The organism is Actinoplanes xinjiangensis, from assembly GCF_003148685.1.
Classification (GTDB): Bacteria; Actinomycetota; Actinomycetes; order Mycobacteriales; family Micromonosporaceae; genus Actinoplanes; species Actinoplanes xinjiangensis.
In genome coordinates, this window is sequence record NZ_QGGR01000020.1 from 63646 (window position 1) to 90276 (window position 26631).

The window sequence follows — 26631 nt, forward strand, 5'->3', positions numbered from 1 at the left end:
CCTCAGTGCAGGACGGCGTCGATGCTGTCGGCCCGCCACTCACGCAGCAACTCGTGGAAGGCGACCGGTCCCGGCCCGTAGGCGAACATGACCGGCCGCGGGTTGCCTTCGCCGTTGTAGTAGCCGGGGGTGCACTCGGACTGGAACTTGAACGTCTTCGGCGCGGTCTGGAAGATGACCGCCGCCCATGCCTCCTCGTCCTCGGCGTTCGGCTCGATCCAGCGGGCGCCGCGCTTCTCGGCCTCGCCGACGACCGCAGCGATGTGGTTGGCCTGCTCCTGGAGCACGTGCACGAAGTTGACGGCGGCGGCGTTCTGCAGCGCTCCGAGGTGGAACAGGTTCGGGAAGCCGTGGCTGTAGAAACCGTGCAGGGTCCGCGGCCCGTTGCGCCAGTGGCCGAGCAGCGGCATCCCGCCCCGGCCGGTGACCGGCAGGGTGCCGGAGAGCACGCCGGAGACACCGACCTCGAAGCCGGTGGCGAAGATGACGCAGTCCACCTCGTATGCGGTGTCGCCGACGACGACGCCGGTGGCGGTCATCCGGGTGATCCCGCCGTGGTCGGCGGTGTCGACGAGGGTCACGTTGGGCCGGTTGAACGTCTGCAGGTAGTGGTCGCTGAACGTGGGCCGCTTGCACATGTACCGGTACCAGGGCTTGAGCAGCTCGGCGACGGCCGGGTCGGTGACGGTCGCGTCGATGCGCTCGCGGATCTCGTCCATCTTGCGGAAGTCGGCCATCTCGTCGAGGTATTCGCGTTCCTCCTCGGAGATGTTGGCGTCGACGCTGCCGGTGAGCATCTGCCGCTGGAGTTTCGCCGTCGACGTCCAGCGGTCGCCGATCAGGTCCTCCTCGACGTGGCCGCCGGTGACCAGGGTCAGGAAGTTGTCCATCCGTTCCCGCTGCCAGCCGGGCCGCACGCTGTCCAGGACCGACTGGTCGGTGGGCCGGTTGTCGCGGACGTCGACCGTCGACGGGGTGCGCTGGAAGACGTAGAGCTGTTCGGCGGACTCGGCGAGGTGCGGGATCGCCTGGATGCCGGTGGCGCCGGTGCCGATCACCGCTACCTTCTTGCCGGCCAGCCCGGTGAGGCCGCCGGTCTGGTCACCGCCGGTGTAGCCGTAGTCCCAGCGGCTGGTGTGGAACGTGTGTCCCCGGTAGTCCTCGATGCCGGGGATGCCGGGCAGTTTCGGCTGGGTCAGCGTGCCCGAGGAGATCACCACGTAGCGGGCCCGGAAGTCGTCGCCGCGGTCGGTGGTGACCTGCCATTCGGCGTTCTCCTCGTCCCAGGTCAGGCCGGTGACGCGGGTGTGGAACATGGTGTCGGAGTACAGGTCGAAACGCTTGGCGATGGCGATGCAGTGCTGCCGGATCTCCTCGCCCGGTGCGTACCGCCACTTCGGGACGTACCCGACCTCCTCCAGCAGCGGCATGTAGACGGTCGCCTCGATGTCGCAGTGGATGCCGGGGTAGCGGTTCCAGTACCAGGTGCCGCCGAAGTCGCCCGCCTCGTCGATCATGCGGATCTGCTCGACGCCGGCCTGCCGCAGCCGGGCACCGGTGAGGAGCCCGCCGAATCCGCCACCGATCACCACCGCCTCGACCCGGTCGGTCTTCGGATCCCGCTCGGCCCGCTCGGTGTAGGGGTCCTTCGCGTAGTAGCCGAACTCGCCGGCGGCCCGCCGGTACTGCGCGGCGCCGTCCGGCCGGATGCGCCGTTCCCGCTCCACCCGGTAACGCTCGCGCAGTGCGGCGAGGTCCTCGGGCTTGAGGCGGTGGGGGATGGGGGGTGAGGGGGACATGCGGGCCCTTTCGCGGGGTTGATCCTGTGCTGCGACCAAACTCAGAGGGCACAATTTAAAGCACTTGTCTTACCAAAAGCGTGCTCCACCACACGGATGTCCGAAAAATCGGCGTGAACCTCAGCCACACCCCAGATCAAAAGCCGCATATCGTACGATCGGCCGCCCTCAGGCCCCGCGAAAAAGGCGTCGTCAGGTCACCGGTGCGGTGAACATCCCCACGATCGCGTCGATCAGCCCGGCCGCCGTCGCCTCCCACCCCGGCGCCGCATCACGTTCCCGCTGGGCGCAGAAGTGCACGAGCAGGGTGTGCGCCATGTGGGTGCGCTCCTGCCGTACCTCCTCGGGAAGGTCCGGAACGCATCGCTGGAGCCCGTCGATGACCGCGAGGAACCCGGACGCGTTCTGGAATTCCTCGGCCGCCACCTCCAGCAGCGCCGGTTCGGTCATCAGCTGCGCCGAGAACCGTGCATACCAGCTCGGATGGCCCAGATCGATCAGATGGTCGGTGATCGGCCGGACCACACACGTCACCCAGTCCCGCAGGTCACTGCTGCCGGAGTGCACGGCCAGCAGCCGCCGGCGGATCCGTTCGGTCGGCACCGAGTGGCGGCGGATGATCGCCCGTACCAGATCGGTCTTGGTCCCGAAGTGATAGGCGACCGCCGCGTTGTTGGCCTGGCCGGCCGCCTCGCCGATCTGCCGGTTCGAGACCGCGTGCACGCCATGCTCGGCGAACAGCCGCTCGGCCGTCGCCAGGATCAGCGCCCGGGTCTGCTCCGCCTGTCCGGCCCGCCCGCGCCGCCCGCCCGTGCTCATCGTCGAACTCCGTGCCGTGGGGAAAGCGCAAGGATAGGGCCTGCACCGGCCCGGGTGGGTCACCGGAGTCGCCCGTTCACTCCCGTGGGCCGCTATATGCTGCCAGAGTTGTGCAAACCGGACCCTTCCGTTTGTTGGGAACCGGGCCGCGGGCCGCGGCCCGGCAGGCGGCCGTGCTCTTCGTGGTGGCCGGGCTGCTCGCCCTCGTCGGCATCCTCAACGACCCGTTGCACACCGGCCGGCTGCTCGTCGTCGCCGCCTGCGATCTCAGCCTGGCCCTGATCGGCCTGCTGGTCCCGTGGCGGCGCTTCGGCCGATACGGCCCCGCCGTCCTCGGGCTCGCCGGCTTCGGCGTGCTCGGTCTGTCCACCTGGTCGTTCGGCGGGGTGGCGGCCGGCACCGGCCCGTTCCTGGTGCTGCTCTACGCCTGGGCGGCCCTGCACTTCCCGCGCTGGATCCTGGCCCTGTTCGCGATCCCGGCGACCCTCGCCTACCTGGTCCCGCTGATCCTCACCGGGCAGCCGCCCCTGGTACTCGGCAGCGCGGGTGTCCTGATGCCGATCGCGCTGGCCGTCGCCTTCCTGATCGAGGCGCAGGCCCGCGGCCTACGCGACGAACGCGACCGGCTGTCCCGCATCGAGCAGTGGCGCGCCGCCATGATCAACACCCTGGCCCATGACGTACGGGCGCCGCTGAGCACCGTACATCTGGTCCTCGAAGATCTCCAGGAAACCGCGACCGGGCCGTACGTCAAGATGATCGCCGCCGCCCTGCGGCAGACCGCGCGCATCGCCCGCCTCGCCGACGGCCTGCTGGACCTGCACCGCATCGACAGCACCGGGCACCTCAAGCTCGACCGGGCGCCGCATGCCGCGCACCTGCTGGTCAAGGACGCCCTGTCCTATGTCCGGGAGGACGCCGACGTGCGCACCGACGTCGACGAGAACCTGATCGTCCACGTCGACAAGCAGCGCTTCGAACAGATCCTGATGAACCTGATCAGCAACGCGCTGCGGTACGGCCGGGAGCCGGTGATCGTCCGGTTCACCCGCGACGCCACCGGCGACCGGCTCGAGGTGCGCGACCACGGCACCGGCATCCCGGACCATCTGCGGCCCCGGCTGTTCGGCCAGTTCGCGGTCGGCGGCGAACAGGGCGTCGGCCTCGGCCTGTGGATCGTCCGGCAGCTGGCCGCGGCCCACGGCGGCCAGGCGGCCGCCGAGGCACGCGAACCCGGGGTGGCGATGGTGGTCACCTTCCCACCACCGCCCGGAACCCCGTCCGATCAGCAGTAACCCGAGGGACACTCGCCGCTGGCCAACAGCTCGTACTGCCGGCACTTGGGGCACCGCGGCGGATCCGGGCGGGGCGCCGGCTTCGCAGCGGCCCGCGTCTTCGCCGCGGTCGTGCCCGCCGCCTTGGGGACCGTGGCCTTCGGCGCCGCCGCCGCACGGGCCCGCTTGACCGGCGCCGGTTTACCCGCCGCCCGCAGCTCGACCGCCTCGGCGGTGGCATCCAGCAGCGCGTCGTAGTTGTCGTCGATGTAGTCCGCCTGCACCGACACCCAGCAGTCCGGATCGTCCGGGTCGATCACGAACGCACCCGGCATGCTCAGCGCCACGTCGTTGGCCCGGTCGCGGTCGACGGCGAAATCCACCCCACCCGGGTGGATGCGCACCGCCACGCCCGTCTTGCCCTGCGGGCGCACCTGTAGCGCCTTACCCAGTGTCTTCACGTCGATGGTCGCCCGGCTGCGCAACTCCAGCAGCAGGCGTGCCACCGAGGGGGCCGCCCCGACCCCGGCGGAATCCGTACCGTACTCGTCCATCCGACCTCCGCTCCGATGCGACCGCGTGATCCTCTTGCCGTATCGACACGTTCGTGCCGCACGTGAGAGCCGTTGCTCACCCTACGACGCGTTTCCCCGGCCACCTCTCACCGGGCCGCAACCTTGCGGCAACCATTTGCGGATAATCTCGCGGTTCGACACGGACGTCGATCTCTGGGGCTGAGCCGATGACATCGCCGCCGACAGCAGCACCGGCCGACGACTTCTACCTGGCCGCACACGACGGCATAGGTGGCCGCTCGCTGCTGCCCTACCGGGTCCTCGGCGTCGGCCTGAGCGCCGCACTGCTCGGCGAGCTGATGTTCTGGCGGCGCCTGCGGACCGACGGGGACCTGGTGTACGTGTCCGACACCACGCCCACCGGCGACCCGGCCACCTCCGCCGTCCTGCACCGGATGGCGGACAGCAGCCCGTACGGCATCGGGCAGTGGATCGGCTACTTCGCCACCGGCGCCGCGCCACTGGTCGAGCGGCGCCTCGTCGCGGCCGGTGTGCTACGACCGGCGACCCGGCGCCGCCTGCTCGGCCCCGGCACCACCACCCTGGTCCTCGCCGACCCGAAACGTCCCGGCGAACCGGCCACCCGGATCCGCACCCACCTCTCCTACAACGACGACCTCGACATCGCCGATCTGATGCTGGCCGGGCTGATCCTGGCCACCGGCCTCGACGAGTTCGTCCTCGGCACCTGCAACCCGCGCGACCGGGCCCGGCTGTCCGACCAGTTCCGCCGCCGGATGCCGCCACCACTCGCCACCCTGGTCGGGCACACCCGCGCCGCGTCCGCCGACCCCGCCCCGGCCGCCGCCCGTTGAGGCACGCGCCCATGGCGGGCGGGGCGGCGCCGGGCCGCATCGACTGATCGGTTGATGCCCGGCCGGTGGCGGTGGACCTCGCAGGCCGGTGGATCGGTCGATCTGCGGGCGGCCCCGCGGCTACAGGCTGTAATCATGACCCTTCACCGAAACACCGCCGGACCGGTCCGGCTGCGGGACCGGGCACTCGCCCCGGACCTCGCCCGCGGCCTGATGCTCGCCCTCATCGCCCTGGCCAACTCGGTCGTCTACCTGCACGCCCGGCCCTACGGCCCGCGCCAGCACATCGTCGAACACGGCCTGCTCGACCGGATCGTCGGTATCGTCACCGTGACACTGGTCGACGCGCGGGCGTACCCGATGTTCGCCGCCCTGTTTGCCTACGGCATCGTGCAGATCCACCAGCGGCAGCGGGCCGCCGGACTGCCCGATGACCAGATCAGGCGCCTGCTGCGGCGGCGCAGCCGGTGGCTGATCGGGTTCGGGTTCGCACATGCGCTGCTGCTGTTCCCCGGTGACATCCTGGGGCTGTACGGGCTCGTCGGCCTCCTGCTGGTCGCCCTGATCCCGGTCGCCGACCGCCGCCTGCTGACCGCCGCCGGACTGTGGCTGATCGTGGTGGCCGCGGTGCAGGGGGCGGCCTACCTGTCACCGGCCACCGGGGAACGGTCGTTCTTCTGGTCGTTCGAGATCTCCGCACCCTGGACCGCACTGATGCTGCGCCCGGCCGAGTGGCTGATGACACCGCTCGGGGTGATCGGGGTGGGCAGCGCCGTGCTCGTCGGGACCTGGGCCGGGCGCCGGGGCGTCCTCACCGAACCCGGCGCCCATCGGGGGCTGCTCGTGCGTACCGCCGCGGTGGGGTTGACCCTCGCCGTCGTGGGCGGGTTGCCGGCCGGGCTCATGGTCGGCCACCTCTGGACACCGGACGGGGTGCTCGCGCAGTGGGCGGTCAACGCCCTCCACGCCATCACCGGGATCGCCGGCGGGCTCGGATACGCCGCGCTGATCGGGCTCCTCGCCCTGCGCTCCGGTGACCGGCCCGGACCGGTGACCCGCGCGCTCGCCGCCGTCGGCCAGCGGTCGCTCACGTTCTACCTGCTCCAGTCGGTGGTGTTCGTGCTCCTGTTGACGCCGCTGCCGTACAGCCTCGGTCTCGGCGCCGAGCTGGGCACCGCGGGAGTCGCCGCGGTGGCCGTGACGACCTGGCTGGCGTCGGTGTTCCTGGCCGCCGCGATGCGGGCCCGCGGCCTGCGCGGCCCGGCCGAGGTCCTGCTGCGCCGCCTCACCTACCGAACGTCCTCGGCTGAGACGTCCTCGACTGGGACGGCGTCTGCTGGAACGCCCTCCGGTGGGACGGCGTCTCTTGGGGCGGCGTCTCCTGGGGCGGCGGCTTCCGGCCCTCCGCCCAGTTCGGCCGGCGCGCGATGATGGGCGGTGACGATTGTGGACGAGCAGCTGGGCCGGTGGAACCGGGCGTGGGCGCTCGCCCCCTACCCGCTGCTCGCCGTCGCCGCCGCGGCCTCCCTGCTCGGCGCCCACCCGTGGACGTATCGCCTGGTCACCCTGGCCGTCGCCGCGGCCTTCGCGGGCTGGCACTGGTGGTTCGTGCTGGCCCACCCCGAGTGGCCGGAACGCCGGTCCTGGCTCAACGTCGGCTACTTCACCGGAGTACTGGCCCTCAGCACCGTGCTGATGCTGCGCAGCGACGCGTTCCAGCTGCTCGTCCCGGCCTGCTATGTGCTCGCGTTCGTGGCACTGCCCGGCCGGCTCGCCTACGCCGGTGTCGTCGCCGCCAACCTCCCCGGCCTGGTGGTGACCGGCTTCGACCTCGACGGTGCCCTGATCAGCGTCGGCGTCGCGACTCCGCTGGCCGCCCTGTTCGGCGCGATGATCCGCACGATGGAACGGGAGGCCGTCCGCCGCCGCCGGCTCAACGACGAACTGCTGGCGGTCAACGCCGAGAACGCCCGCCTCGCCCGCGCCACCGGCATCGCCGACGAACGGGCCCGGCTGGCCCGGGAGATCCACGACACCGTCGCGCAGGGCCTGACCGGCATCATCACCCAGCTGGAGGCGGTCGCCGAGGTGCCACCGGAGATCCGCGGCCGGTGGGACACCGCCCGGGCGCTGGCGCGCACGAGCCTCGACGAGGTGCGCCGGTCCATCGAGGCGTTACGGCCCGGCCCTCTGGAAGGTGCCCGGCTGAGCGAGGCGATCAGCCACACCGTCACGACATGGAGTTCGATGTACGGGATCCCGGCGCGCTACACGATGACCGGAACCCCGGTCCCCGTCCACTCCGAGGTGGAGGTGACCCTGCTGCGGGCCGTCCAGGAGACCCTGTCCAACATCCGCCGGCATGCTCGGGCCTCGCGTGCCCACGTCACCCTGTCGTACATGGAGGATGTCGTGGTGCTCGACGTCCACGACGACGGTGTCGGCTTCGCCGCCGTTGCCCCCGCACCTTCCCCGCCCACCGACGCCACCGTCACCGGGTCTGGTGATCCGCCGGCAACCGCCGCCGTCTCCGAGCTCGGTCGTCCGCTGGCAACCGCAACCGCAGCCGTCATCGGCTCCGGTGACCCGCCTGGAACCGCGGCGGTCGGCGAATCCGGTGGTCCACCGGTGACCGGCGGGTTCGGGTTGACGGCGCTGCGGCAGCGTGTGGGTGCCCTGGCCGGGTCGGTGGAGGTCGAGTCGTCGCCGGGCGGCGGTACCGCGATCAGTGTCACCGTTCCCCTGATCGGGGCCGGATCATGACCGCGCCGCTGAGGGTGGTGATCGTCGACGACCACCCGGTCGTCCGGGACGGGCTGCGGGGGATGCTCGGCACCCAACCGGATCTCGAGGTGGTCGGTGAGGCAGCCGACGGCACCGAGGCCCTGACCGTGGCCGCCGCCACCCGGCCCGACGTCGTCCTCACCGATCTGCGGATGCCGGAGCCGAGCGGCGGCACCCTGATCCGCCTGCTGCTGGAACGCCTGCCGCAGACCCGCATCCTGGTGCTGACCACCCACGACACGGACTCGGACGTGCTGCCGGCGGTGGAGGCCGGTGCTATCGGATACCTGCTCAAGGACGCGCCGCGCGAGGAACTGTTCCGGGCGGTCCGCGCGGCGGCCCGCGGCGAGAGCGTCCTGTCGCCGTCGGTGGCCGCTGTGCTGCTGGCCCGGGTGCGCCCGCGGCGCCCGGCGCCGGAAGCCACACTCAGCGCCCGCGAACGGGAGGTCCTGGCCCTGATCGCCGAGGGCCGCACCAACCGGGAGGCGGCCGCCGCCCTGTTCGTCACCGAGGCCACCGTCAAGACGCACCTGCTGCACATCTACGCCAAACTCGGCGTCCCGGACCGGGCGTCGGCGGTCTCCGCCGCCCACCGCTGCGGCCTTCTGTGATCGTCGGGGAACCGTCGCGGTCTCCTCGCGCCGCCGTCACTGTCATTGTCGGCGTCGCCGTAACCGTCGGCTCGGCGGTGACGGCTCAACCACCGGCCGGGTCAGTCCCACCACATGCGCCAGACCGGGGCGTTCAGTAAACCGGCGGCCAGGTCGGTGAGGGTCTCGGCGCGGTACAGGTCGTACTCGCCGTCGTTGTACTGCCGGTATTTCCAGGCCAGCGCCAGGGCCTCCGGCCGGGTGAGCGGTGGGCGGGTGACCGTGTAGTCCAGGGCCGTCCCGGTCCAGATCATCGGCTCGGCACCGTACCGGTCGAGCCAGTGCCGCATGATGGCGGCATGCTCGGCCGGGTCGGGATATCCGTTCCAGCCGCCGTAGTGCAGGGTCACCGGAACCAGCCACGGCTCGGCGGCGGGCACCAGGGCCACCGTGATCGCCAGTGGCCGGCCGTTCCCATCGTGGCGCAACCCGAGACCGGGTTGTTCCGGCTGCTCAGGCCATCTACCGTCGCTGGCCAGCTCGGCACGGATCTCCGCCGCGTACTCGGGGGAGTAGTCGCGCAGCGAACGGTCGCCGAACTCGGCCAGTAGCGCGGCCCCGTCGAGGGTGTACGCCTGCGCCAGCGACTCCTCGACCGTCGCGTAGGTGTACGGGTCCTCCAGACACTCGAAGGCGTCGTCGTCCATCAGCAGCGGCCACAGCCCGCTCCGCGGATAGGCGTCGCGCAGCCGCCGCCACCAGTCCGGCCCGGTGTCGCTGTCGGCCGGGAACCCGGTGATCTGCGCCCCGGACGGAGTCACCAGGAGAGGCTCGAGGGGCGGCAGGTCCGCGATCTCGGCGGCGAGCACGCCGAGGCCGGGATGGGGCCGGGCGGGTGTCGTCACGTGAGGGCCTTCAACTGCTTGAGGATCGACGGGTCGGTGATGCGGTCGTCCTCGGACAACAGCAGGACCTTGCTGAGGATCACGCTGGTCATCCGGTCCTCGTCGGCGAACGGCAGGAACAGGCGGCGGTGCGCGGTGGCACCGAAACCGGCCGGGACGACGCACAGGTAGCCGGCCGGTCCGACGTGGATGCTAGCCCGGTGACCTGACGGCCCCCGTTGAACAGGACGAACGTGCCGCGACTGAACGCCCGGTGCGCCCGCGCGACCTCCTGATCCACATCGGGTGGGGAGGCCGGCCGGGACGGCATGCGGATCACCCCGGTCGCGGCCTGGGCACGCAGAGCGTCGTCGGAGAGGAACTGCCGGCACGCCGGATCTGCTCCTCGACCGCGCGGCGGATCAGGTCCCGCGCGGTCGTGCTCTCCCCGGCCAGCCGCACCGGCACCGGCGGCAGGCCCTCGGATGTGCCGGTCACCCGGCTGCGCACCTCGACGTCGACCATGCCGGAACCCTAGAACAGGGGTACGACAAACTCAGTGACGCCAGGTCAGCAGCGCCCCGTCGCGGACCGCGGCGAGCAGGCCCGCGTCCCGGTGGTGGTGCGTGGGCACGAACCCGGGAACGCTGCCGGTGCGTTCGCCGGTGAACGGGTCCCAGATCGTCAGGCCGTCCGCACCGGCCGCGTAGAGCCGCCGGCCCGCGCTGAACAGGGCGCCACCCGGCCCGGCGAAATCGTGCAGTTCCACGCCGCTCGCGGCGTCGAAGATCCGCACTCCCGGCAGCATCGCCTCGTCGTCGTCGCCCAGGCCGGCGACCGCGAGCAGGCTGTCACCGATCCAGCACATCGGCTCGTTCCAGAAGTAGAACCGCTGGCACAACCGCTGGCGGCTGGGCCCGTCGTCGGACTCCCACACGCCGGCGCCGGCCCACCGCCGTAGATCCCAGACGTACGGGATGCCGGCCGGTGCCCACGCCCAACTGTCGTCGGCGATCCAGCGCCCGTCCGGGGACACCCGCAGCTCACCGCGGAACAGGCCGGCCAGGCGCCGCTCGCCGTCGGCCTCGTCACGCGCGGTCAGCAGCCGTCCGGTGGCCGGGTCGCTGATGTCGAGACGGTTCCAGGCCGTCCGGTGTGCCACGAGAGTGCTTCCGCCGTACCGGAAGAAGACGAGGGAGAGGGGGACCTGCTCGCAGTGGTAGTCGCCGCCGTCGATCTCGATCGTCGCCTTGCCGGAGGCCAGGTCGTAGACCCGGCCGAACCTGCCGAAATCGCGGACCACCGCGGCGAACCGCCCGTCCGGTGAGGCGTGCAACCGCAGCCGCGTCCGTGGTGTCGTCTCCTCTGCGGGCAGGCGCACCCGGCAGACCCTCCGGTACGCGCCGCCGGCCGCCTGGAAACGCAGCAGCCATCGCCCACCCTCCCCGAGGACCAGCCACGACGGCTCCCCGTGCGGCGACGGCAGAGGCGCCAGATCCAGCACCGGCCCGGGTAGCGGTGTCACCGTGACCGTGGTGTCGACCGGTTCGGGTCGCTCGCTGACGCCCGGTTCGCCCCGCCACCCTTCGAAGTACCCGGACTCGCCGTCGTCGTAGAGGGCGACGCAGCCCTCGCAGACCACCGCGAGTTCCGGATCGCCGTCCCGGTCGCAGCGGGTGCAGCACAGATCGCCGTCCAGGCCGTTCCCGCTGAGCAGGCGGACGTACGCGACGTCCTCGTTCGCGGCCGGGTCCAGCATGTGCGGGCAGACGCGGCGGCGTCCCGGATGGGCGACGTGGCCACAGGCGAGGGTCTCCACGGCGGCCAGTCTGCCCCACCGGCGCCACGGTAGGATCCGTCGATGTCCGATGCGGTGGTTCTGCCGTCCGGTGTCGTCCTGCGCCCGTTGCGGGAGGACGACGCCGCCGCGATGCTGGACGCGCATCTGCGTAACCGCGAGCACCTGGCGCCCTACGAGTTCCCGCGGCCCGAGTCGTTCTTCACCCTCGACGGCCAGCGTGACCGTATGCGGTCGATCGTGGCGAAGGAGCAGGCCGGGGAGGTGGTCTGCCGGGTGATGCTGCGCGGCGACAAGGTCGCCGGGTTCGCCTGCCTCACCCGGATCACCCCGGTGCCGCTGTGCGGCGCCGACCTCGGCTACTGGATGGACGCCGCCGAGCAGGGCCGGGGCCTGGCCAGCGCCGCCGTCGAACACCTGCTGCGGGTCGCGCGGGAGCGCCGCCTGCACCGGATCGAGGCCGCGACCTCGCCGGGCAACGTGCCGTCACAGAAGGTGCTCACCAAGAACGGGTTCGTCCACTACGGCACCGCCCACAGTCACCTGTTCCTCAACGGCGGCTGGCAGGACAGCGTCCTCTACGAGCGGATCCTCTCCGACGACCGGCCGGCGGTGTGAGGGCGGTGGGCGGAGAGACGCGGAACTACGACATCAGAGTATGTAAGAAGGAAGCCCCGCAGGAGCCGCCCACCGCTGCCGACGATCATAGGAACCGGGCCGCCCGGGCACACCCGGTTTTCAGGGGACGATGAGGGTGACGGCCGGGTCGCCGTCGGTCCAGTCGTCCGGCAGCACGGCCAGGGTTCCGGCGGCCGCGGCGGCGTGCAGGCCCACCGGCCCGGCCGCGGCCAGATCACCGGCCGGTCCGGCCGGGACGATGCGGACTCCGCCGGGCATCAGGGTGGCGGGGCCGGTCACCGTCGCGGTCGGCAGGGACGCCGGCGGGCGTCCGGCGAGGGTGGCCACCAGCGGTTCCAGCAGGGTCAGGGCGGCGACCAGGCCGGCGTACGGGTTACCGGGCAGACTGACGACGAAACGACCGTCCGGCAGCACCGCGAGTGCCTGCGGATGCCCGGGACGGCAGGCCACTCCCCGCACCAGCCACGTCGCGCCCACCTCACCCAGCAGCCGGTGCAGGTGATCGGCGGCACCGGCCGACGACGATCCACTGACCGCGATCACGTCGGTGCCCGCCCCGGCCAGGGCCTCGCCGAGCGCACCCGGGTCGTCCGGCAGCCGCCGCGACGTCGCTAGCCGCCCGCCCGCGCGGGTGGCGATCGCGGTGACCAGCCCGGTGAACGTGTCCCGCACCTGGCCCGGTCCCGGTGTACCCCGGGTGATCACCTCATCGCCGGTGACCAGCATCGTCACCGTGGGCGGCCGGTGTGCCAGCACCTGTTCGGCCCCGGCCTGCAACGCGGCCGCCGCCACGGTCGCGGTGACCGTCCGCCCGGCGGCGGCGATCAGCGTGCCGGGGGAGAGCGCGTCACCGGCCCGCCGGATGTGCCGCCGCGCCCCGACCACCCCGATGACCACCCGGTCGCCGATCTGGGCGCCCACGCCGTCCTCGACCCGGCAGTCCTCGTAGGGCAGCACCGCCTCGGCGCCGGCCGGCAGCAGCGCGCCCGTCCCGATCTCCACGGCCGTACCCGGGGACAGCGGCCCGCCGTCGACGGCGGCACCGGCCAGAACCCGTCCCCGGATCGCCCACGGACCGGCACCGGCCACCGCGAAACCGTCCATGGCCGCGTTGTCGAACGCCGGCACCGGCCGCTCACACCGCACCGCCGCCGCCAGCACCCGCCCGGTGGCCTCGACCACCGGGACCAGCTCGGCGGCCAGCGGTTTGGCGGCGTCCCGCGCGGTGGAGTAGGCGTCCGGCCACGACATGTGCACCGCCCGAGTAGACCCGCCCGCTGTGTCCGCGCCATGCCCACCCTGATGCCGGCGTGCGACCAAGACCTCACCCACTGTCCGCTCCCGTTGTGACCGCTGCCCCGATCCTGCCCGCCGGGACGTCCCGGCGGACAGGGTCGTCCGGCCTACCCCGCCGGGTTCCAGACGTCGCGGGCCACGGCGTCGGCCACGTAGTCGGAGAAGTCCCGGCCCGGCCGGTTCAGGATCCTCTCCACCGTGCCGGTCGGTTTCGTGTCGCCGCGGGCCGCCAGGCGCCCGAAGCCGCCGATCAGCATCTCGATCACCTCGTCCGGGAGCCCGTCGGCGCGCATCGCCTCGCGGTAGCCGCCGGCCGTGCCGTCGAAGGTGATCTCGCGGCCGGTGGCGGCGGCGATCTCGGCGACCGCCGCACCGAACGACAGCGCCCGCGGGCCGGTCAGCTCCACCAGCTCACCGAGCAGGTCGTCGCCGGTCAGGGCGGCCACCTCGACCGCGGCGATGTCATCGGCGTCGATGAAACCCTGCCGGGCGTCACCGACCGGGACGCACAGGCGCCCGTCGATCACCGGTTGCCGGAAGAACGTCTCGAAGTCCTGGTGGAACCAGTCGGGGCGCACGATGGTCCATTCGGCGCCGGAGTCCCGTACCTCCTGCTCGGCCCTTTGCAGGTGATCGAGACCCATCACCTCCAGGCCCCGATCGGAATGCAGCACCACCCGCCGCACCCCGGCGCGCAGCGCCGCCGGAAGGAAGCCCTCCGGCATCGCGGTCTGATCAGGAAGAAGAACGAACATCGTGGGTACGCCGTCGAGCGCGGCCGCCCAGGTGCCGGGATCCGCCCAGTCGAACCGTGGCACGGTATGCCGGGACACCGCCCGGACGTCCCGTCCGGCGGCCCGCAGCCGCGCGGCCACCCGGCTCCCCACCGTGCCGGTCCCACCGATCACCAGAATCGTGTTGTCGAGGCCCATACCCCACGCTAACCGCCGGGCGCTTCTACGGCAGAGTCGACCCGGTGATGCTTCCGGTCGGGGCACTGATCCTCGTGCTGGCGTCGGCGTTCGTCCATGCCCTGTGGAACGTGCTGTTCGCCCGGGCGTCGCGGGGGATCGCCGGGCTCGCCGTCACCAACGCGGCCGGGTTCGTGCTGTGGGCGCCGGTCGCCTTCGCCCGCTGGCGGATCGAGACGCCCGCCTGGCCGTACCTGCTGGTCAACGCCGCCTTCCAGGCCTACTACCTGCTGGTGCTGAACCGGGCCTACGCCCGCGCGCCCGCACACACCGTGTATCCGGTCGCCCGTGGGCTCGGCCCGGTCCTGGTGCTGGCGGCCGCGGCCGCGGCCGCCGGTGGCGTCCACCTGTCGTGGTGGGCGGTCGTCGCGGTCGGGCTGATCAGTGCCGGTGTCTGGCTGACCGTCACCGGGACGGTGGACCGGCGGGTGTTCGCCGCCGCGTTCCCGGTGGCGATCTCGCTGGCCGCGTACCCGTTCGTCGCCGCGCACGGTCTGCGGTACGCCGATCCGGCGACCTACCTGTGGCTGTCGCTGGCGCCACTGACCGCCGGCACCCTGGCGATCGCCCTGGTCACCGCCCGCACCGGCCTGCGTGCCGAGATCCGCCCGGCGACGATCGTGACCGGCGCCGGGATGGTCACGGCCGGCGGTCTCGCCATGGCGGCCCTGGCCATGGCCACCCCGGCCCAGGTGCCCGCGATCGCCGCCCTCCGCGAGACCGGCATCCTCTTCATGGTCCCGCTGTCCTGGCTGATCAGCAGGACCTTCTCAGGCCGGGTCGCGCTCGGGGCGGTCGTGGTCTTCGCCGGGGTGGCCGTGCTCGCCGTCCGCTGAGCGTTCCGACGCCTCGAGCCGGGCCCGCACCCGGGCCACCTGATCGGGGGACGGCCGGTCGCCGGCGGCGTCGTTGGCCACCCGGAGCGGATCGCCGCCCAGGAAGGCGGCCACGACCGCGGCCAGGTTCCGGTCGCTGAACTCGTCGTGGAGGGCGGCGAGCAACGGCAGACGGTCGGCGTCGGGAAACCCGTCCGGGTACGCCCGGCGCAGCGCCTCGACCGACGGCCGCAGATGGTCGGGCAGGAACCGGCGGGCGGGCGGCCGGATCGCGCCCGGCTCGGCGTGCGAGTAGTCGCGGGCCTCCACGACCAGCCCGTCCGGGCCGAACAGCAGCACGGTGCAGCCGGCGACGGTTCGCGCCACACCGCCGGGATGGACGATCGCCCAATACTCCACGGTCGCCGTCTGCCCGGTGACGACCGGCTCCGCGAACCACACCTCGGCGGTCCTGGTGTAAGCGTCGAAACAATCGCGGAGGTACGCACGAAGGCCGTCCCGCCCGCGGTGGTACCGCCCGATCCCGGCCCAGTGGTCGCCGTGCGGCGCGTGGAGCGCGGCGATCGCCTCCACGTCACCCGCCGGCCAGGCGCTCCGCCATGTCTGCGCCCAGTGGCGCGCCCACTCCGCCGTCGTCACCCGGCCGATCCTAGGGGTGGGGCTAACTGACGGCGTAGTTGCGCAGCAGCCGCAGCGCGCTCGCCGCCTCCGGGCCGGTGGCCTCCAGTTTCGTGTCGGCGGGCGACAGCCGCTGAGCGCCGACGCGGCAGAAGTCACCGGCCGGGCCGGTGATCACGTTGCCGGCGGCCGGGTCGCCGAGATGCCAGGTCGAGCCGTCCGGGGCGGTCAGCTCGGCACGCACCGCGACCGGCGGCAGGCCGGCCAGGCGGAACGCGTACGGCAGGGTGCTCAGCCCCAGCCAGGCCACATGACGCAGACGGGCCGTGTCCGGGTAGTCGATGCCGAGCGGGACGGTGATATCGAACGCGTGCGCCCAGTGCTCGGCAAGCCGGGTGGTGGCGAGGGTGCGCGGCTTCAGCGGGGTGGCGACCCACCGTACCGGCCGGGCCGGATCCGCCGCCCGCAGCGCCGCGACCGACTCCCGCCGGGCCACCCGCCACCTGGCGAAGATCTCCGGGCCGTCGCCCCGTTCCGCCTCGACGAGAGCACCCATCGCCTCGTCGACGGTGGCGCCCAGCTCGTGCCAGCGGACCGGGTCGCCCTGCTCGCTGACGGTGGCGGTCACCGCCTCCTCGGTCTGTGCCAGGTGCAGCAGCACGTCGGCCACCGACCAGCCGGCCGCCGCCGACGGGGTGGCCCAGTCGGCCGGGCCGAGGCCGGCCAGCACCGTCTCCAGCTGCTGCTGCTCGGCTTCCAGGTCGTCGAACACGTCGGTGTGCGCCACGGCTGATCCCCTAACCAAGCGACTGTGGAGGACCGGTGCAGCATAGACGGCCTACGATCGGCCGATGGCCGACTTCGCCCAGATCTCCCTCGGTGTCAACGACTGCGAGCGCGCCGGCGCCTTCTGGGCCGCCGCGCTGGGCTGGGTACGGCGGCCACCCCGCTGGGACGGCGACGACTGGATCGTCATCGAACCCCCGCCGGGGCGGCCGGGTGCGCCGATCGCGATGGACGACAGTGGGAGTCCCGCCGAGGAGTTCCCCCGTGTCCACCTCGACCTGCTGGCCGGTGATGCGGGGCTGGACGCCGAGGTGGAACGGCTTCTCGCCCTCGGAGCGACCCGTGTGGACTGGCCGTTCTATCCGGAGCCGGGGGAGCGGCATCCGGAGGAGACGCCGTTCGTGGTGCTTGCCGACCCGGAGGGCAACCGGTTCTGCGTCGCCGCCTGAGCGATCACGACTCGGACATCCCCGTCCCCGTCGCCGTCGCCGTCGCCGTGGCTCCCCGTCTCCGTCGTCGTCTTCTTCTGCCGTTGCCGTTCGGCGTTGTTGTCGTCGTCTCCTTCGGCGTTGCCGTTGCGCCGTTGACGTCGCCGGCAGAATTGTCGTAGGGCGTCGTTAGCATCCGCGGCATGAGTTCAGCCATCGTGACGTCAGCCCGTCGGGCCCTTGACCGGTTCCCCGCCGGTGACGGTTCGGGTGCCTCGGCGGCCGCGGTCGTCTCACCGGCCTCGGTTGCCTCTCCCGCCGAGCGTGCCGCGTGGGCCGACGCGCTCATCGACAGCGGTGATCTGGACGCCGCCGCGGGGCAGGTGATCGCCGCGTTGCGGGTCGATGCGCAGGCTCCCGAGACGTTGCTGACCGTGGTGCGCCGCTTCACCGGCGACCACGCGCGAGCCGTGATGGCCGCCGCCATCGACCACGGGCGGGTCAACGCGGCGTCCAACGACTGGACGCCGAGGCCATCGCCGGCGGGTGCGGTCGCGCACCTCGCCGCGGGATCGGACGACGCCGAGGAGGCGCTGCTGCGGGCGGTGCTCGTGGTCCGGGAATACGAGGACCACCCCACCGCCTGGTACCCCCGCAACCGGGCACACCGCATCGGTGAGGTGCTGACCGTGCTGGCCGGCGCGCATCCCGGCGAGCCGGAACGGCTGGACCGCTGGGCGCAGATCCTCGGTGACGCCGACCGTCCCCGGCTGGCCGCTGCCGCCGCCCTGCTGGCGCCGCTCGGCCTGGCCGAGATCGACCGCCGCTGCGGCGGAGTCGACGACGACACCGCCGGTTTCGAGGCCGTCCCCCTGGCACGCGCCCTCGCCGGGTCCGGCCGGACGACGGAGGCCCTGGAACTGGCCGCACGTCTGGAGCCGGAGTGGCGGCAACAGGCTCTCGTCGCCGTGTCAGAGGTTGTGACGGACGAGCGGGAGGCGCGGGCCGTGGTGGCGGCATTCCGGGCCTGTCCCAAGGCCGGCCGCGAACGTGGCCAGCAGCGGGCACACCGATATCGGCTCGCCCGGATGCTGCTCACGTTCGACCGGATCGACGACGCGCTGGCCGAGTTGACCAAGATGCGCGACCCCCGCGCCGTGGGGCACGGTCCCGCCGAACTGGCAGGAGAGATCGTGCAATGGCTCAGCCGGCGACCCGAGCAGGCCACCGGGGAGCGCCTGCGGACCCTGCTCGACGTGCTGGAATCCCCGCACGTCTTCCACCAGGATCTGGGCGAGCAGGTCACCGCGACCCTGCACCGGGTGTTCGTGCTCGCCGACCCGGCACTGCGCACCGAGATCACCGGCACCCGCGCGGCGGCCCTCCGGGCGAAGTCGCGATCCTACGAGCGGGCGCTGGTCGACGCTGGTCTGGCAGCCGGGCTGCTCACCCACGGCCGGCCGGACGAGGCGACGGCCCTCCTGCGCGGCGCCGTGTCGACGGTACGGGGAGCGCGCCTGCACCGGATGGCGGAAACCCTGATCGGGGCCGCAGCAGACGCCGACCTGCCCGAGCGCGATCCCGGCCTGTTCAACGAGTTCCTCGGCGCGGTCGCGGACCTGGCGTTCGCCGGGCCACCGGAGAGCACCGCGGTGGCCGTCCGTCTCGGTCCCGTGGGCCGCGCCACGGCCACGCGGCTGCTCGACCGGTTCCAGAAGGAATACGTCGGCCGATGGGCCGGATGGCTCGCCCGGGCAGCGGCCGAGACCGGTGACTTCGACACCCTGCACACCCTGCTGGAGAACGCGGTCGACCAGCCGACGGCATTGGCGATCGGCCGCCGGCTGGCCGCCGCCCTGACCCGCAACGGCAACCTGACCGACGCCCACGCAGTGGCCGACGCATACGGCCTACGGCTTCCGGGGTGATGCATACGATCTACGGCTTCGCAGGGTAAGCCGGATCCCGCTGTGCCGGGTCGCCCGTCCCCGGGGCGGTTCGGGCCCCGCAGGGAGCCGGAGCGGGGTAGTCGGGCCGTGCAGTGAGCTGGACCGGCGCAGTGCGAACCCCGCAGCGAGCCGGACCGGGGCCAGTGCGGCCCGGCAGCGAGTCGGCCGGCCCCGCGGCGCCCCGGACCGGCCGCGCCGGTGCATGGCGACGAACGATCCGGGGCGGGCGCCGACTTGGTGGTCAGTAATGGTGCAGGAGATTGACCACCAGGTCGGCGACGACGGTGACGAAGAAGATCGCCCAGCCGACGAGGTTGCGGGACCCGACGCGCAGATGAGCGACGAGTGCGCCGGTGAAGTACAGGACCAGGCCGGCGGCGGCCAGCGTGCCGAGCAGGGGCACCGCGAACCCGATCAGCAGCCCGGCCGTGCCTGCCGCCAGCAGCGAACCCAGCACCGGCACGTACCTGCGGGGGATGCGTTTCATGTCCGCCTGGGACTTCGGATATTCGTGGCCGATCAGGTAGAAGACGGCGGCGCTGCCGGTGAAGAAAGCGGTGACGAGCGTGACGACGGTGTATGCCGTGGACAACGGATCCTCCTCGATGGTCGATCGCAGAGGAGGGACGGGCGGGGCGATCAGAACGTGACAGCTGCGGCGGAATCCGTCGCCGTGTTCGAGTCGCGCCGTGGTCGGCGTTGCGGTCGGCCGATTTGACGGTGGCCGCCCGGGACGGCGCCGAGGCAGGGGAGTGTCCTCGACGACCCGTGGAACCGGGCGGCCACCTGACCTGTGGCGGTCTCCGCCGGGACCGGCGCGCTGCCAAGATCGGCGCGCTGCCGACGGCGCGGGCGTGCCGAATCGGCATCCGGCCGAATCGGCGCACTGCTCCCAATGGCGCGTTACCGACGGCGTGGGGTGTGGGCCCAGCCGAACGGGCGCGTTACCAGGACCGGCGTCCTGCCGACAGCGTCGGCCGGCCTATTCGAGCCCACCCGCCTGATGGGAACGGTGCTCCGGGACCATGGGCCCCGATCGGATCGAGGCCCGACGGCCTGCCGGGCCTGCTCATCGGCGGTCTCCGGCTCATCGGCGGCCTGTGGCTCATCGGCGATTCCCTGCGGGAGTCACCGCTTGCCGACAAGGGTCTGCACGACCGGCCGGCCCGCGTCGGCGACCAGACGGGTCAGCAGCGTGCCGAACGGATCCCGCCGGCTGCCGTCGGGCTGTTCGCGCAGGAGGGGCTGCACCCGCATAGGAGGCTGGCCGCTCGGTTTGAGCAGGTAGGCCGATGTCGTCCCGGCCATCAGGTTGCCGTCCCGGATGACGTGCAGTTCCATGCGCTCCATCTCGAGCCACCGGGCGGCGCGGGCGCGGCCGTTGCGGATGTGTACGAGGCCGTTCTCGTAGGCGTACACCGACTGGCTGCCCCGGAACGGGAACACGATCGCCCAGCCCAGGCCGCAGACTCCGATCGCCAGCGCTACGACCGCCACCGGGATCAGGGGCCGGAAGTAGGTGCCGGCGAGGTAGAACAGTGCGAACGCGACGGCGAACGAGACCACGCTCAGGACCAGCGCGAGCAGGGCCGTCCGGGCCGGGCCGCCGTTGTCGCGATGGCCGACCGGCGCGCCGAGGTCGTGGGCGGCGGCGAGCGCGGCGACCTTCGCCGGGATCTGTGTGGTCTCGTCGGTGTCCATGCTGGTCAGCCCCCACGTGCTCGCCTGTCGGAGAGGGCATCATGCGCGTGATCTCTGTCAAAAATCTTGCAGTGTTATTTCAGCGGGTCTCACGACCTGTCGGCCGTTGGCGCAGCGAGTCCGCCCGGTGGCGATGGTCGGCCGCCCACCCGGCGTCGAAGCGGGGAACAGCGGGAAGGCGGCCCGGGCGAGATGAACCGCGGCCGAGTGCCGGCGGCGGTCGCCGAGCGTCCCGGGAACGGTCTCGTGCGCGTCGTCGTCCGGGGCCGGGTCGTTGCGGTGGGAGGGGGCGTAGACCGTACGAGGGCAAAGGTTTTCAAGGTTTCAACACCTGATACAGCAATGTGTCACCGACCTTTCATCCGCCCTGTTGATCATGAATGGACACTGAACGGAAGGTTGGGCAAAGTATGCCGAAGCGCGTATTCGTGCACATCGGTGCACCGAAAACCGGCAGCACCTATGTGCAGAACGTGCTTTTCGGCAACGCCGAGCGCCTGGAGCGGGCCGGCATCCTGATTCCGGCCACGTTCAGTGCGCACGACCAGGCGATGACCGACCTGCGGCAGGTGCCGTGGCGCGACCCGGACCTGTACTGGACGTGGGACCGGCTGCTGGAGCGGTTCGAGCGCTGGCCCGGCGACGTGGTGCTGACCAGCGAGGGTTTCGGTGCCGCCACCGCCGACCAGGCGAAACGGGCCGTGGAGAGCCTGCGGCCGGCCGAGGTGCACGTCGTCGTGGCGGCCCGTGACCTGTGGCGGACCCTGCCGTCGATGTGGCAGCAGAGCATCCGGGCCCGCAGTACCTGGCGTTTCGGGGACTTCCTCACCGCGGTGGAGGAGGGGAAGTTCGAGGGGTTCTGGGAGCATTACACCGCGAACCGGATGTTTCAGCGCTGGGGCGACCTGGTGCCGCCCGCGCAGCGGCACATCGTCACCGTCCCGCAGCCGGGCGCGCCGCACGATCTGCTGTGGAGACGGTTCGCCGGTGTCCTCGGGGTCCCGGACGGCGTCTGTGAACTCGCGGCACCGGAGTCGAACCCGTCGCTGGGTGCGCCGGAGATCGAGGTGCTGCGCCGGGTCAACGGGGCGCTCGGCGACCTCTATCCGCACCGGCTTCCCTACCAGCGGGTCGTGCATCAGCATCTGCTGCGGGCGGTGCTGCAGCAGCGCGACAACGACAAGCGTTTCGGGGTCGGCCTGGACCGGGCGGAGTGGGTCGCCGAACTCGCCGATCAGCAGATCAAGGAACTGCAGGACTATCCGTGCCACATCGTCGGGGACCTCGCCGAGTTGCGCCCGGGCCGGATGACCGAGTCGGCCAGCCCGGACGACCTCGACGACCGGCAGATCCTGGACGCCGCGATCCAGACCATCGTCGGCATGATCACCCACGCGGAGTCGCTGCGGCAGCAGGTGCCGCAGCAACCCGCGGGGATGATGGCCCGCGTCAAGCGCGGCGTGCGCCGCCGGTTAGTCTCGTAGCCTCCGGTACGCCCGCGCCGACAGCGGAATGAAGATCGCGGCCAGCAGCAGCGGCCAGCCCAGTGCCAGCCACACCGCGTGGTCGGCCAGCACGCCGCCGGTCAGCCCGGTCGGATTGCCGAACAGCTCCCGCGCCGCCGTCGCGGTCGCCGACAGCGGATTCCACGCGGCGACCGCGCCGAGCCACGCCGGCATCGTCTCGGCCGACACGATCGCCGTCGACAGGAAACCGATCGGCCACACCAGCACCTGCACGGCCGCGGTCGCGCCGCCCCCGCGGAACGTCAGGCCCACGAAGATCCCGATCCACAACATCGAGAACCTCAGGAGCAACAGCAGGAGTACGGCCAGAGCGGCCGACCCCGGATCCGAGGTGATGCGCCAGCCGATCGCCAGGCCGCCCACGAGAAGCACCGCGAGTTCGGCCGCCGAGTTCGTCATGTCCGCGCCGACCCGGCCGAGCGCCGGCGACGCGCTGCCGATCGGCATCGAGCGGAACCGGTCGGTGATGCCCTTCCCGGCGTCCGCGGCCATCTTCGTGGCCGTCGTCTCGACACCGAACATCATGCTCAGCGCCATCATGCCGGGCAGCAGGAACGCGATGTAGTCGCCGCCGCCGGGCACGTTGATCGCGCCGCCGAACAGGAACCCGAACACCAGCAGCAGCATGATCGAGAACAACAGTCCGAAGACCGGGCCCCACGGTTCGCGTCGCCAGTGGGCGAGTTCCCGCCGGGTGAGGATCCATCCCGCGCGCATCGTGGTCATCGGATCGCCTCCTTGCTGATCAGCTTCAGGAACGCCTCGTCCAGGGTGGGGCGGCGCAGTTGCAGGTCCTCGACGGTGATGCCCAGGTCGTCGAGGGTGCGGACGATGTCGATCAGGCTGGTGGTGACCTCGACGGTGATCGTCCGGTTCTCCTCGTCGGCTTCCGCGCCCAGCCGGCGGGCGGTCTCCGCCAGGCGGTCGTGCACGGTGATCGTCACCCGGTCGCCGCCCACCTCGCGTTTCAGCTTCTCCGGCGTCCCCTCGGCGATCACCCGGCCGTGGTCGACGACGGTGATCGCGGCGGCCAGCTGGTCGGCCTCGTCCAGGTACTGCGTGGTCAGCAGGACCGTGGTGCCGCGCGCCGCGATCTCGCGGATGGTCGTCCACACCTCGTTGCGGGCGCGCGGGTCGAGGCCGGTGGTCGGCTCGTCGAGGAACAGCACGGCCGGGGTCAGGATCAGGCCGGCCGCGATGTCGAGCCGGCGCCGCATGCCGCCGGAGTAGGTCTTCACCGGCCGGTCCGCCGCCTCGGTCAGGCCGAACGTGCCGAGCAGGTCACCGGCGCGGGTCTCGGCATCGGTCCTGGTCAGGCCGTAGAGGCGGCCGAACATCACCAGGTTCTGCCGGCCGCTGAGCACCTCGTCGACGGCCGCGTTCTGCCCGACCAGGCCGATGCTGCGGCGCACCTGCGCGGCCTGGGTGCGCACGTCGAACCCGGCCACGCTCGCCGTCCCCTCGTCGACGTCGATCAGGGTGGCCAGGGCCTTCACCGCGGTGGTCTTGCCGGCGCCGTTCGGGCCGAGCAGGCCGTGGATGACGCCGGCCGGCACGTGCAGGTCGAACCCGTCCAGGGCGGACAGGTCGCCGTATCGCTTGCGCAGTCCTTCAGCGATCAGGGTGTGCACGGGTGCTCCTTAAACTCCGTATGCCTTACGGAAAATTGTCGCGGGCAACACCGTACACCCCACGGGGTAGATTTGGCACATGGAGAAACCGGATGATCTCGCTCGGACGATGACGCTGCTCTGGCGGCGCACCCTCGGCACCCCGCAGGGAGCCCGCGGCCCGAAACAGCGGGTCAGCGTCGACGAGGTCATCCAGGCCGGGATCGCGGTCGCCGACGCCGACGGACTACCGGCCTTCTCCATGCGCAAGGTCGCCGACCGGCTCGGGCTCAAACTGATGTCGATCTACACGTACGTACCGGGGCGCCCCGAACTCATCGGGTTGATGGTCGACGAGGTCACCGGCGAGATCCCGCACCCGCCGCACCACGGGGACTGGCGCTCCCGTCTGACCGCGGTGGCCCGCCACCAGTGGGACGAATACCACCGCCACCCGTGGCTGCTCCAGGTGGAGAGCAGCCGGCCGTGGATCGGCCCGAACGGCTGCGACCGCTACGAATGGCAACTAGCCGCGGTCGACGGCGCCGGACTCACCGACATCCAGATGGACCAGGTCGTCACCATGGTCCTCGCCTTCACCGCCGGGGCCGCCCGGATGTCCGTCCTGGCCCGCCACACCACCGAGGAGTCGGGAATCTCGGATGTCCAGTGGTGGGACGCCAATGCGCCCATCCTGGAGAAGGTGATGCCGCCGGGGGCGTACCCGCTGGCCGGCCGGGTCGGCACCGCCGCCGGCGAGGAGTACAACGCGGTCAGCGACCCGGATCGCTCCTTCCGGTTCGGCCTCGAGCGACTGCTCGACGGGGTGGAGGTACTGCTGCGATGAGAGTCATGGCCGCGCTGACCGCTGTGCTCGCCCTCAGCGCCTGCAACGGGCAGTCCGCCGAGCAGAAACTCCTCGACGACGCGGCGGTCTCCGGGAGCGCGGCCGTGCTCGGTGATGCGGTCGCGGCGTTCTTCGTGGGCCCGACGACCACCGACCTGACCGGGCCGTTCGGGGAGAAGCACGAACCCGGTTACCTGGTCCTCGTCGGCCCCACCGGCGCCTTCCGCACCATCAGGACCGCCCGGATGGAGTCGTTGCGGCCCGCCTGGTCATCGCACGGGCTCTATTTCGCCGACGAGGACAACGACTACCGGCTCACCTCGTCCGGGCTCACCGTCACGGAGAATCCCAAGACGATCGCGCAGAACCTGATGTTCGCCCTGCCGGACGGCGGCGCGGTCGGCGTCTACAACGGCGGTGGCGGCAACGAGATCAGCACCCCGGACGGCGAGTTGTACCAGGTGGCCGGCAACTACTTCACCGGCGCCGTCTGCGGTGACCAGGTCTACGGCATCGCCGAGGACCCCGCCGGTCAGATGCTCGGCCGCCTCTATCCCTCCGGGCAGGAGATCGCCCGGCAGCCGCTGGACACCACCGCTCCCATCGGTCCGGTGCCCTGCCACGACGGCGTGGTCACCTTCCTCAGCTGGGACCGCGGACCCGGAGTTGCGACCGTCGTCGAGTGGGACACCGGCACCGGTGAGCGCCGGGCCCGGCCGATCACCTTCGGTGACGGCACCTACATCGACGGACAGGACTTCGGGTACGCCGTACCCGACCGTGAGGAAGGCATGCTGCACTGGGTTTACGGCGACGGGCGGGTCTTCGCCACCGACATCGCCACCGGTGCGACCACCGTCCTGTTCGACACCGGGCTGCCTACCGGGGCCGGCCGGGAGCGGTACACGGTCTACGCCTTCACCGGCACCCGCCTGCACACGATCAGCGCCGACCGGAGCACGACCGGTTCCCTCGTGCACATCGTCTTCGACCGTGCCGGCGGCCGCCGGCTGAGTGAGGTACGGATCCCGATACCCAACAGCGGCGTGAACATCTCCAGCCTGGCCCTGACCTACATGGCGGCGCGTGATTGACTCGGGGGCAGACCCGACCCTGGAGGACAATTGATCATCATCGCCGGTGAGCTGCGCGTCGAACCGTCCGAACGGGACCGCTATCTGGCCGGCGTCGCCGACGTGACCCGCCGGGCCCGCTCGGCGGAGGGCTGCCTCGACTTCGTGCAGGCACCCGATCCGCTCGACCCGGCCCGGATCACCGTCTACGAGCGGTGGGAGTCCGACGAGGACCTGCACCGCTTCCGTGACACTCCCGGCCCGTCCCCCGAACTGCCCGCCATCCGGTCGGCCGACGTCCACAAGTACCGGATCAGCGCCGTCGAGCAGCCGTGACCGACTACGACGACATCTACCGGGACGGGACCGCCCCCTGGGAGATCGGCATCGCGCAACCGGCCCTCGACCTCGACGTCACCGGGCCCCGGGTGCTCGACATCGGCTGCGGCACCGGTGCCGTGGCCCGGGAACTGGCGCGGCGCGGGCACCGGGTGACCGGCGTCGACATCTCGGCCGTCGCCGTCGACCAGGCCCGCGCCAGGGCCGCCGCCGAGGGCCTGGACATCGACTTCCGCGTCGGCGACGCCCGGAAGCTGTCCCTGGAGCCGTTCGACGCGATCGTCGACTCCGGGCTGCTGCACAGCCTGCACCGGTACGGCGACGTCGACGACTACCTGGACCTATTGCCTCGGCTGGCCGTTCCCGGCGGGAGCCTGACGATCCTGGCCATCTCCGCGGACGGCGGCCACGGCTGGGGCGTCACCGGTGACTACCTGCTCACCACCTTCGCACCACCGGCCTGGACCGGCACCACCGTCACGCCCGTCGACGTGGTCGCGGTCACCGGCACCCTGCCCGGCTTCCTCCTGCGCACCCGGCGACGTCGTCAGACGTCGTGACCCGTGGATACCAGGCGGGCCGAAATCGGCTCGCGAGCGGGGCGATCCCCGCGTTAGGGTGCGCCTCGTGACCTTCCTCTGCTGCTGCACCGCCGCCGGGCGCACCCGCCGCTC

The 26631-nt window shown here is 71.9% G+C and carries 29 protein-coding genes; 14 read left to right on the forward strand and 15 right to left on the reverse strand.

Features of this window, described 5'->3' with window-relative positions; translation table 11 throughout:
• Window positions 1–2 precede the first annotated feature (2 nt).
• Together BC793_RS34050 and BC793_RS34055 are read right to left on the reverse strand one after the other, a co-directional pair.
• A complete protein-coding gene (locus BC793_RS34050) occupies window positions 3–1799 on the reverse strand; it encodes a flavin-containing monooxygenase (RefSeq protein ID WP_109600063.1) in 1797 nt (598 codons plus the stop codon).
• Between the two features lie 192 nt (window positions 1800–1991).
• On the reverse strand, window positions 1992–2618 hold the full coding sequence (locus tag BC793_RS34055; protein ID WP_109600065.1) for a TetR/AcrR family transcriptional regulator: 627 nt from the start codon (window positions 2616–2618) through the stop codon (window positions 1992–1994).
• A 134-nt stretch (window positions 2619–2752) separates the two neighbouring features.
• Here BC793_RS34055 and BC793_RS34060 point away from each other — a divergent pair, with 134 nt between their 5' ends.
• Window positions 2753–3913 (forward strand): sensor histidine kinase, encoded by a 1161-nt coding sequence (locus tag BC793_RS34060; RefSeq protein ID WP_239170435.1) that lies wholly within the window; start codon window positions 2753–2755, stop codon window positions 3911–3913.
• Here BC793_RS34060 and BC793_RS34065 read toward each other — a convergent pair.
• Entirely contained in the window at window positions 3904–4446 is a 543-nt protein-coding gene (locus BC793_RS34065; RefSeq protein WP_109600067.1) for a hypothetical protein, read from the reverse strand. The two genes, BC793_RS34060 and BC793_RS34065, sit on opposite strands and share 10 nt — an antisense overlap.
• A 188-nt stretch (window positions 4447–4634) precedes the next feature.
• On the opposite strand from BC793_RS34065, the gene BC793_RS34070 reads away from it, so the two are divergent.
• The 4 genes from BC793_RS34070 (at window position 4635) to BC793_RS34085 (ending at window position 8677) form a co-directional block, all read left to right on the forward strand.
• Window positions 4635–5282: a GOLPH3/VPS74 family protein gene (locus BC793_RS34070; RefSeq protein ID WP_109600069.1), complete on the forward strand. Its 648-nt coding sequence runs from the start codon at window positions 4635–4637 to the stop codon at window positions 5280–5282.
• 135 nt (window positions 5283–5417) lie between these two features.
• Complete coding sequence (locus tag BC793_RS34075) at window positions 5418–6713, forward strand: DUF418 domain-containing protein (RefSeq protein WP_109600071.1); 1296 nt, start codon at window positions 5418–5420, stop codon at window positions 6711–6713.
• 6 nt (window positions 6714–6719) lie between these two features.
• A complete protein-coding gene (locus tag BC793_RS34080; protein ID WP_146246570.1) occupies window positions 6720–8045 on the forward strand; it encodes a sensor histidine kinase in 1326 nt (441 codons plus the stop codon).
• Window positions 8042–8677, forward strand: a complete 636-nt coding sequence (locus BC793_RS34085; protein ID WP_109600074.1) for a response regulator — start codon at window positions 8042–8044, stop codon at window positions 8675–8677. Before BC793_RS34080 ends, BC793_RS34085 begins: the two co-directional genes overlap by 4 nt.
• Before the next feature lie 101 nt (window positions 8678–8778).
• Here the strand turns inward: BC793_RS34085 and BC793_RS34090 are convergent, their stop codons facing one another.
• Genes BC793_RS34090 through BC793_RS34100 form a run of 4 tightly spaced genes read right to left on the reverse strand, consistent with a single transcriptional unit; the run spans window position 8779 to window position 11359 of the window.
• Window positions 8779–9561, reverse strand: coding sequence for a DUF4253 domain-containing protein (locus tag BC793_RS34090; RefSeq protein WP_109600076.1), 783 nt, complete (start codon window positions 9559–9561; stop codon window positions 8779–8781).
• Window positions 9558–9932: a DUF7737 domain-containing protein gene (locus tag BC793_RS53030; RefSeq protein ID WP_444978761.1), complete on the reverse strand. Its 375-nt coding sequence runs from the start codon at window positions 9930–9932 to the stop codon at window positions 9558–9560. The genes BC793_RS34090 and BC793_RS53030 overlap by 4 nt, the downstream gene beginning before the upstream one ends.
• A complete protein-coding gene (locus BC793_RS34095) occupies window positions 9877–10065 on the reverse strand; it encodes a hypothetical protein (protein WP_109600078.1) in 189 nt (62 codons plus the stop codon). Before BC793_RS34095 ends, BC793_RS53030 begins: the two co-directional genes overlap by 56 nt.
• Before the next feature lie 31 nt (window positions 10066–10096).
• Window positions 10097–11359, reverse strand: coding sequence for a WD40 repeat domain-containing protein (locus tag BC793_RS34100; protein ID WP_109600080.1), 1263 nt, complete (start codon window positions 11357–11359; stop codon window positions 10097–10099).
• Between the two features lie 42 nt (window positions 11360–11401).
• On the opposite strand from BC793_RS34100, the gene BC793_RS34105 reads away from it, so the two are divergent.
• The gene (locus BC793_RS34105; protein WP_109600081.1) at window positions 11402–11956 is read left to right on the forward strand and encodes a GNAT family N-acetyltransferase; all 555 of its coding nucleotides are present in this window, start codon (window positions 11402–11404) and stop codon (window positions 11954–11956) included.
• A gap of 120 nt (window positions 11957–12076) precedes the next feature.
• Here the strand turns inward: BC793_RS34105 and BC793_RS34110 are convergent, their stop codons facing one another.
• Both BC793_RS34110 and BC793_RS34115 read right to left on the reverse strand, forming a co-directional pair.
• Window positions 12077–13228 (reverse strand): molybdopterin molybdotransferase MoeA, encoded by a 1152-nt coding sequence (locus BC793_RS34110; RefSeq protein WP_109600083.1) that lies wholly within the window; start codon window positions 13226–13228, stop codon window positions 12077–12079.
• A 152-nt stretch (window positions 13229–13380) separates the two neighbouring features.
• Complete coding sequence (locus BC793_RS34115) at window positions 13381–14205, reverse strand: SDR family oxidoreductase (protein WP_109600085.1); 825 nt, start codon at window positions 14203–14205, stop codon at window positions 13381–13383.
• Window positions 14206–14249: 44 nt separating this feature from the next.
• Here BC793_RS34115 and BC793_RS34120 point away from each other — a divergent pair, with 44 nt between their 5' ends.
• On the forward strand, window positions 14250–15080 hold the full coding sequence (locus BC793_RS34120) for a hypothetical protein (RefSeq protein WP_146246572.1): 831 nt from the start codon (window positions 14250–14252) through the stop codon (window positions 15078–15080).
• Here BC793_RS34120 and BC793_RS34125 read toward each other — a convergent pair.
• Window positions 15015–15719 (reverse strand): nuclear transport factor 2 family protein, encoded by a 705-nt coding sequence (locus tag BC793_RS34125; RefSeq protein WP_158319442.1) that lies wholly within the window; start codon window positions 15717–15719, stop codon window positions 15015–15017. The two genes, BC793_RS34120 and BC793_RS34125, sit on opposite strands and share 66 nt — an antisense overlap.
• Before the next feature lie 22 nt (window positions 15720–15741).
• A complete protein-coding gene (locus BC793_RS34130) occupies window positions 15742–16485 on the reverse strand; it encodes a maleylpyruvate isomerase family mycothiol-dependent enzyme (protein ID WP_109600091.1) in 744 nt (247 codons plus the stop codon).
• A 64-nt stretch (window positions 16486–16549) separates the two neighbouring features.
• On the opposite strand from BC793_RS34130, the gene BC793_RS34135 reads away from it, so the two are divergent.
• Window positions 16550–16933: a VOC family protein gene (locus BC793_RS34135; RefSeq protein WP_109600092.1), complete on the forward strand. Its 384-nt coding sequence runs from the start codon at window positions 16550–16552 to the stop codon at window positions 16931–16933.
• Window positions 16934–17115: 182 nt separating this feature from the next.
• On the forward strand, window positions 17116–18840 hold the full coding sequence (locus BC793_RS34140) for a hypothetical protein (protein WP_109600094.1): 1725 nt from the start codon (window positions 17116–17118) through the stop codon (window positions 18838–18840).
• A 262-nt stretch (window positions 18841–19102) separates the two neighbouring features.
• Here BC793_RS34140 and BC793_RS34145 read toward each other — a convergent pair whose 3' ends face one another.
• Window positions 19103–19453 (reverse strand): DoxX family protein, encoded by a 351-nt coding sequence (locus BC793_RS34145; RefSeq protein WP_109600096.1) that lies wholly within the window; start codon window positions 19451–19453, stop codon window positions 19103–19105.
• A 536-nt stretch (window positions 19454–19989) separates the two neighbouring features.
• Window positions 19990–20562, reverse strand: a complete 573-nt coding sequence (locus BC793_RS34150) for a hypothetical protein (RefSeq protein WP_109600098.1) — start codon at window positions 20560–20562, stop codon at window positions 19990–19992.
• A gap of 410 nt (window positions 20563–20972) precedes the next feature.
• Here BC793_RS34150 and BC793_RS34155 point away from each other — a divergent pair, with 410 nt between their 5' ends.
• Window positions 20973–22046, forward strand: a complete 1074-nt coding sequence (locus BC793_RS34155) for a hypothetical protein (RefSeq protein WP_109600100.1) — start codon at window positions 20973–20975, stop codon at window positions 22044–22046.
• Here BC793_RS34155 and BC793_RS34160 read toward each other — a convergent pair.
• Window positions 22035–22814 carry an ABC transporter permease gene (locus BC793_RS34160; RefSeq protein ID WP_109600102.1) on the reverse strand — a complete coding sequence of 260 codons (780 nt, stop codon included), beginning with the start codon at window positions 22812–22814 and terminating at the stop codon, window positions 22035–22037. The genes BC793_RS34155 and BC793_RS34160 overlap by 12 nt on opposite strands.
• Window positions 22811–23719 (reverse strand): ATP-binding cassette domain-containing protein, encoded by a 909-nt coding sequence (locus BC793_RS34165; RefSeq protein WP_109600104.1) that lies wholly within the window; start codon window positions 23717–23719, stop codon window positions 22811–22813. The genes BC793_RS34160 and BC793_RS34165 overlap by 4 nt, the downstream gene beginning before the upstream one ends.
• A 79-nt stretch (window positions 23720–23798) precedes the next feature.
• Here BC793_RS34165 and BC793_RS34170 point away from each other — a divergent pair, with 79 nt between their 5' ends.
• Genes BC793_RS34170 through BC793_RS34185 form a run of 4 tightly spaced genes read left to right on the forward strand, consistent with a single transcriptional unit; the run spans window position 23799 to window position 26517 of the window.
• Window positions 23799–24545 (forward strand): TetR/AcrR family transcriptional regulator C-terminal domain-containing protein, encoded by a 747-nt coding sequence (locus BC793_RS34170; protein WP_109600106.1) that lies wholly within the window; start codon window positions 23799–23801, stop codon window positions 24543–24545.
• On the forward strand, window positions 24542–25639 hold the full coding sequence (locus tag BC793_RS34175; protein ID WP_146246573.1) for a hypothetical protein: 1098 nt from the start codon (window positions 24542–24544) through the stop codon (window positions 25637–25639). Before BC793_RS34170 ends, BC793_RS34175 begins: the two co-directional genes overlap by 4 nt.
• A gap of 30 nt (window positions 25640–25669) precedes the next feature.
• Window positions 25670–25954 carry a putative quinol monooxygenase gene (locus BC793_RS34180; RefSeq protein WP_109600110.1) on the forward strand — a complete coding sequence of 95 codons (285 nt, stop codon included), beginning with the start codon at window positions 25670–25672 and terminating at the stop codon, window positions 25952–25954.
• Window positions 25951–26517, forward strand: a complete 567-nt coding sequence (locus BC793_RS34185) for a class I SAM-dependent methyltransferase (RefSeq protein WP_109600112.1) — start codon at window positions 25951–25953, stop codon at window positions 26515–26517. The genes BC793_RS34180 and BC793_RS34185 overlap by 4 nt, the downstream gene beginning before the upstream one ends.
• The last annotated feature ends 114 nt before the right edge of the window (window positions 26518–26631 follow it).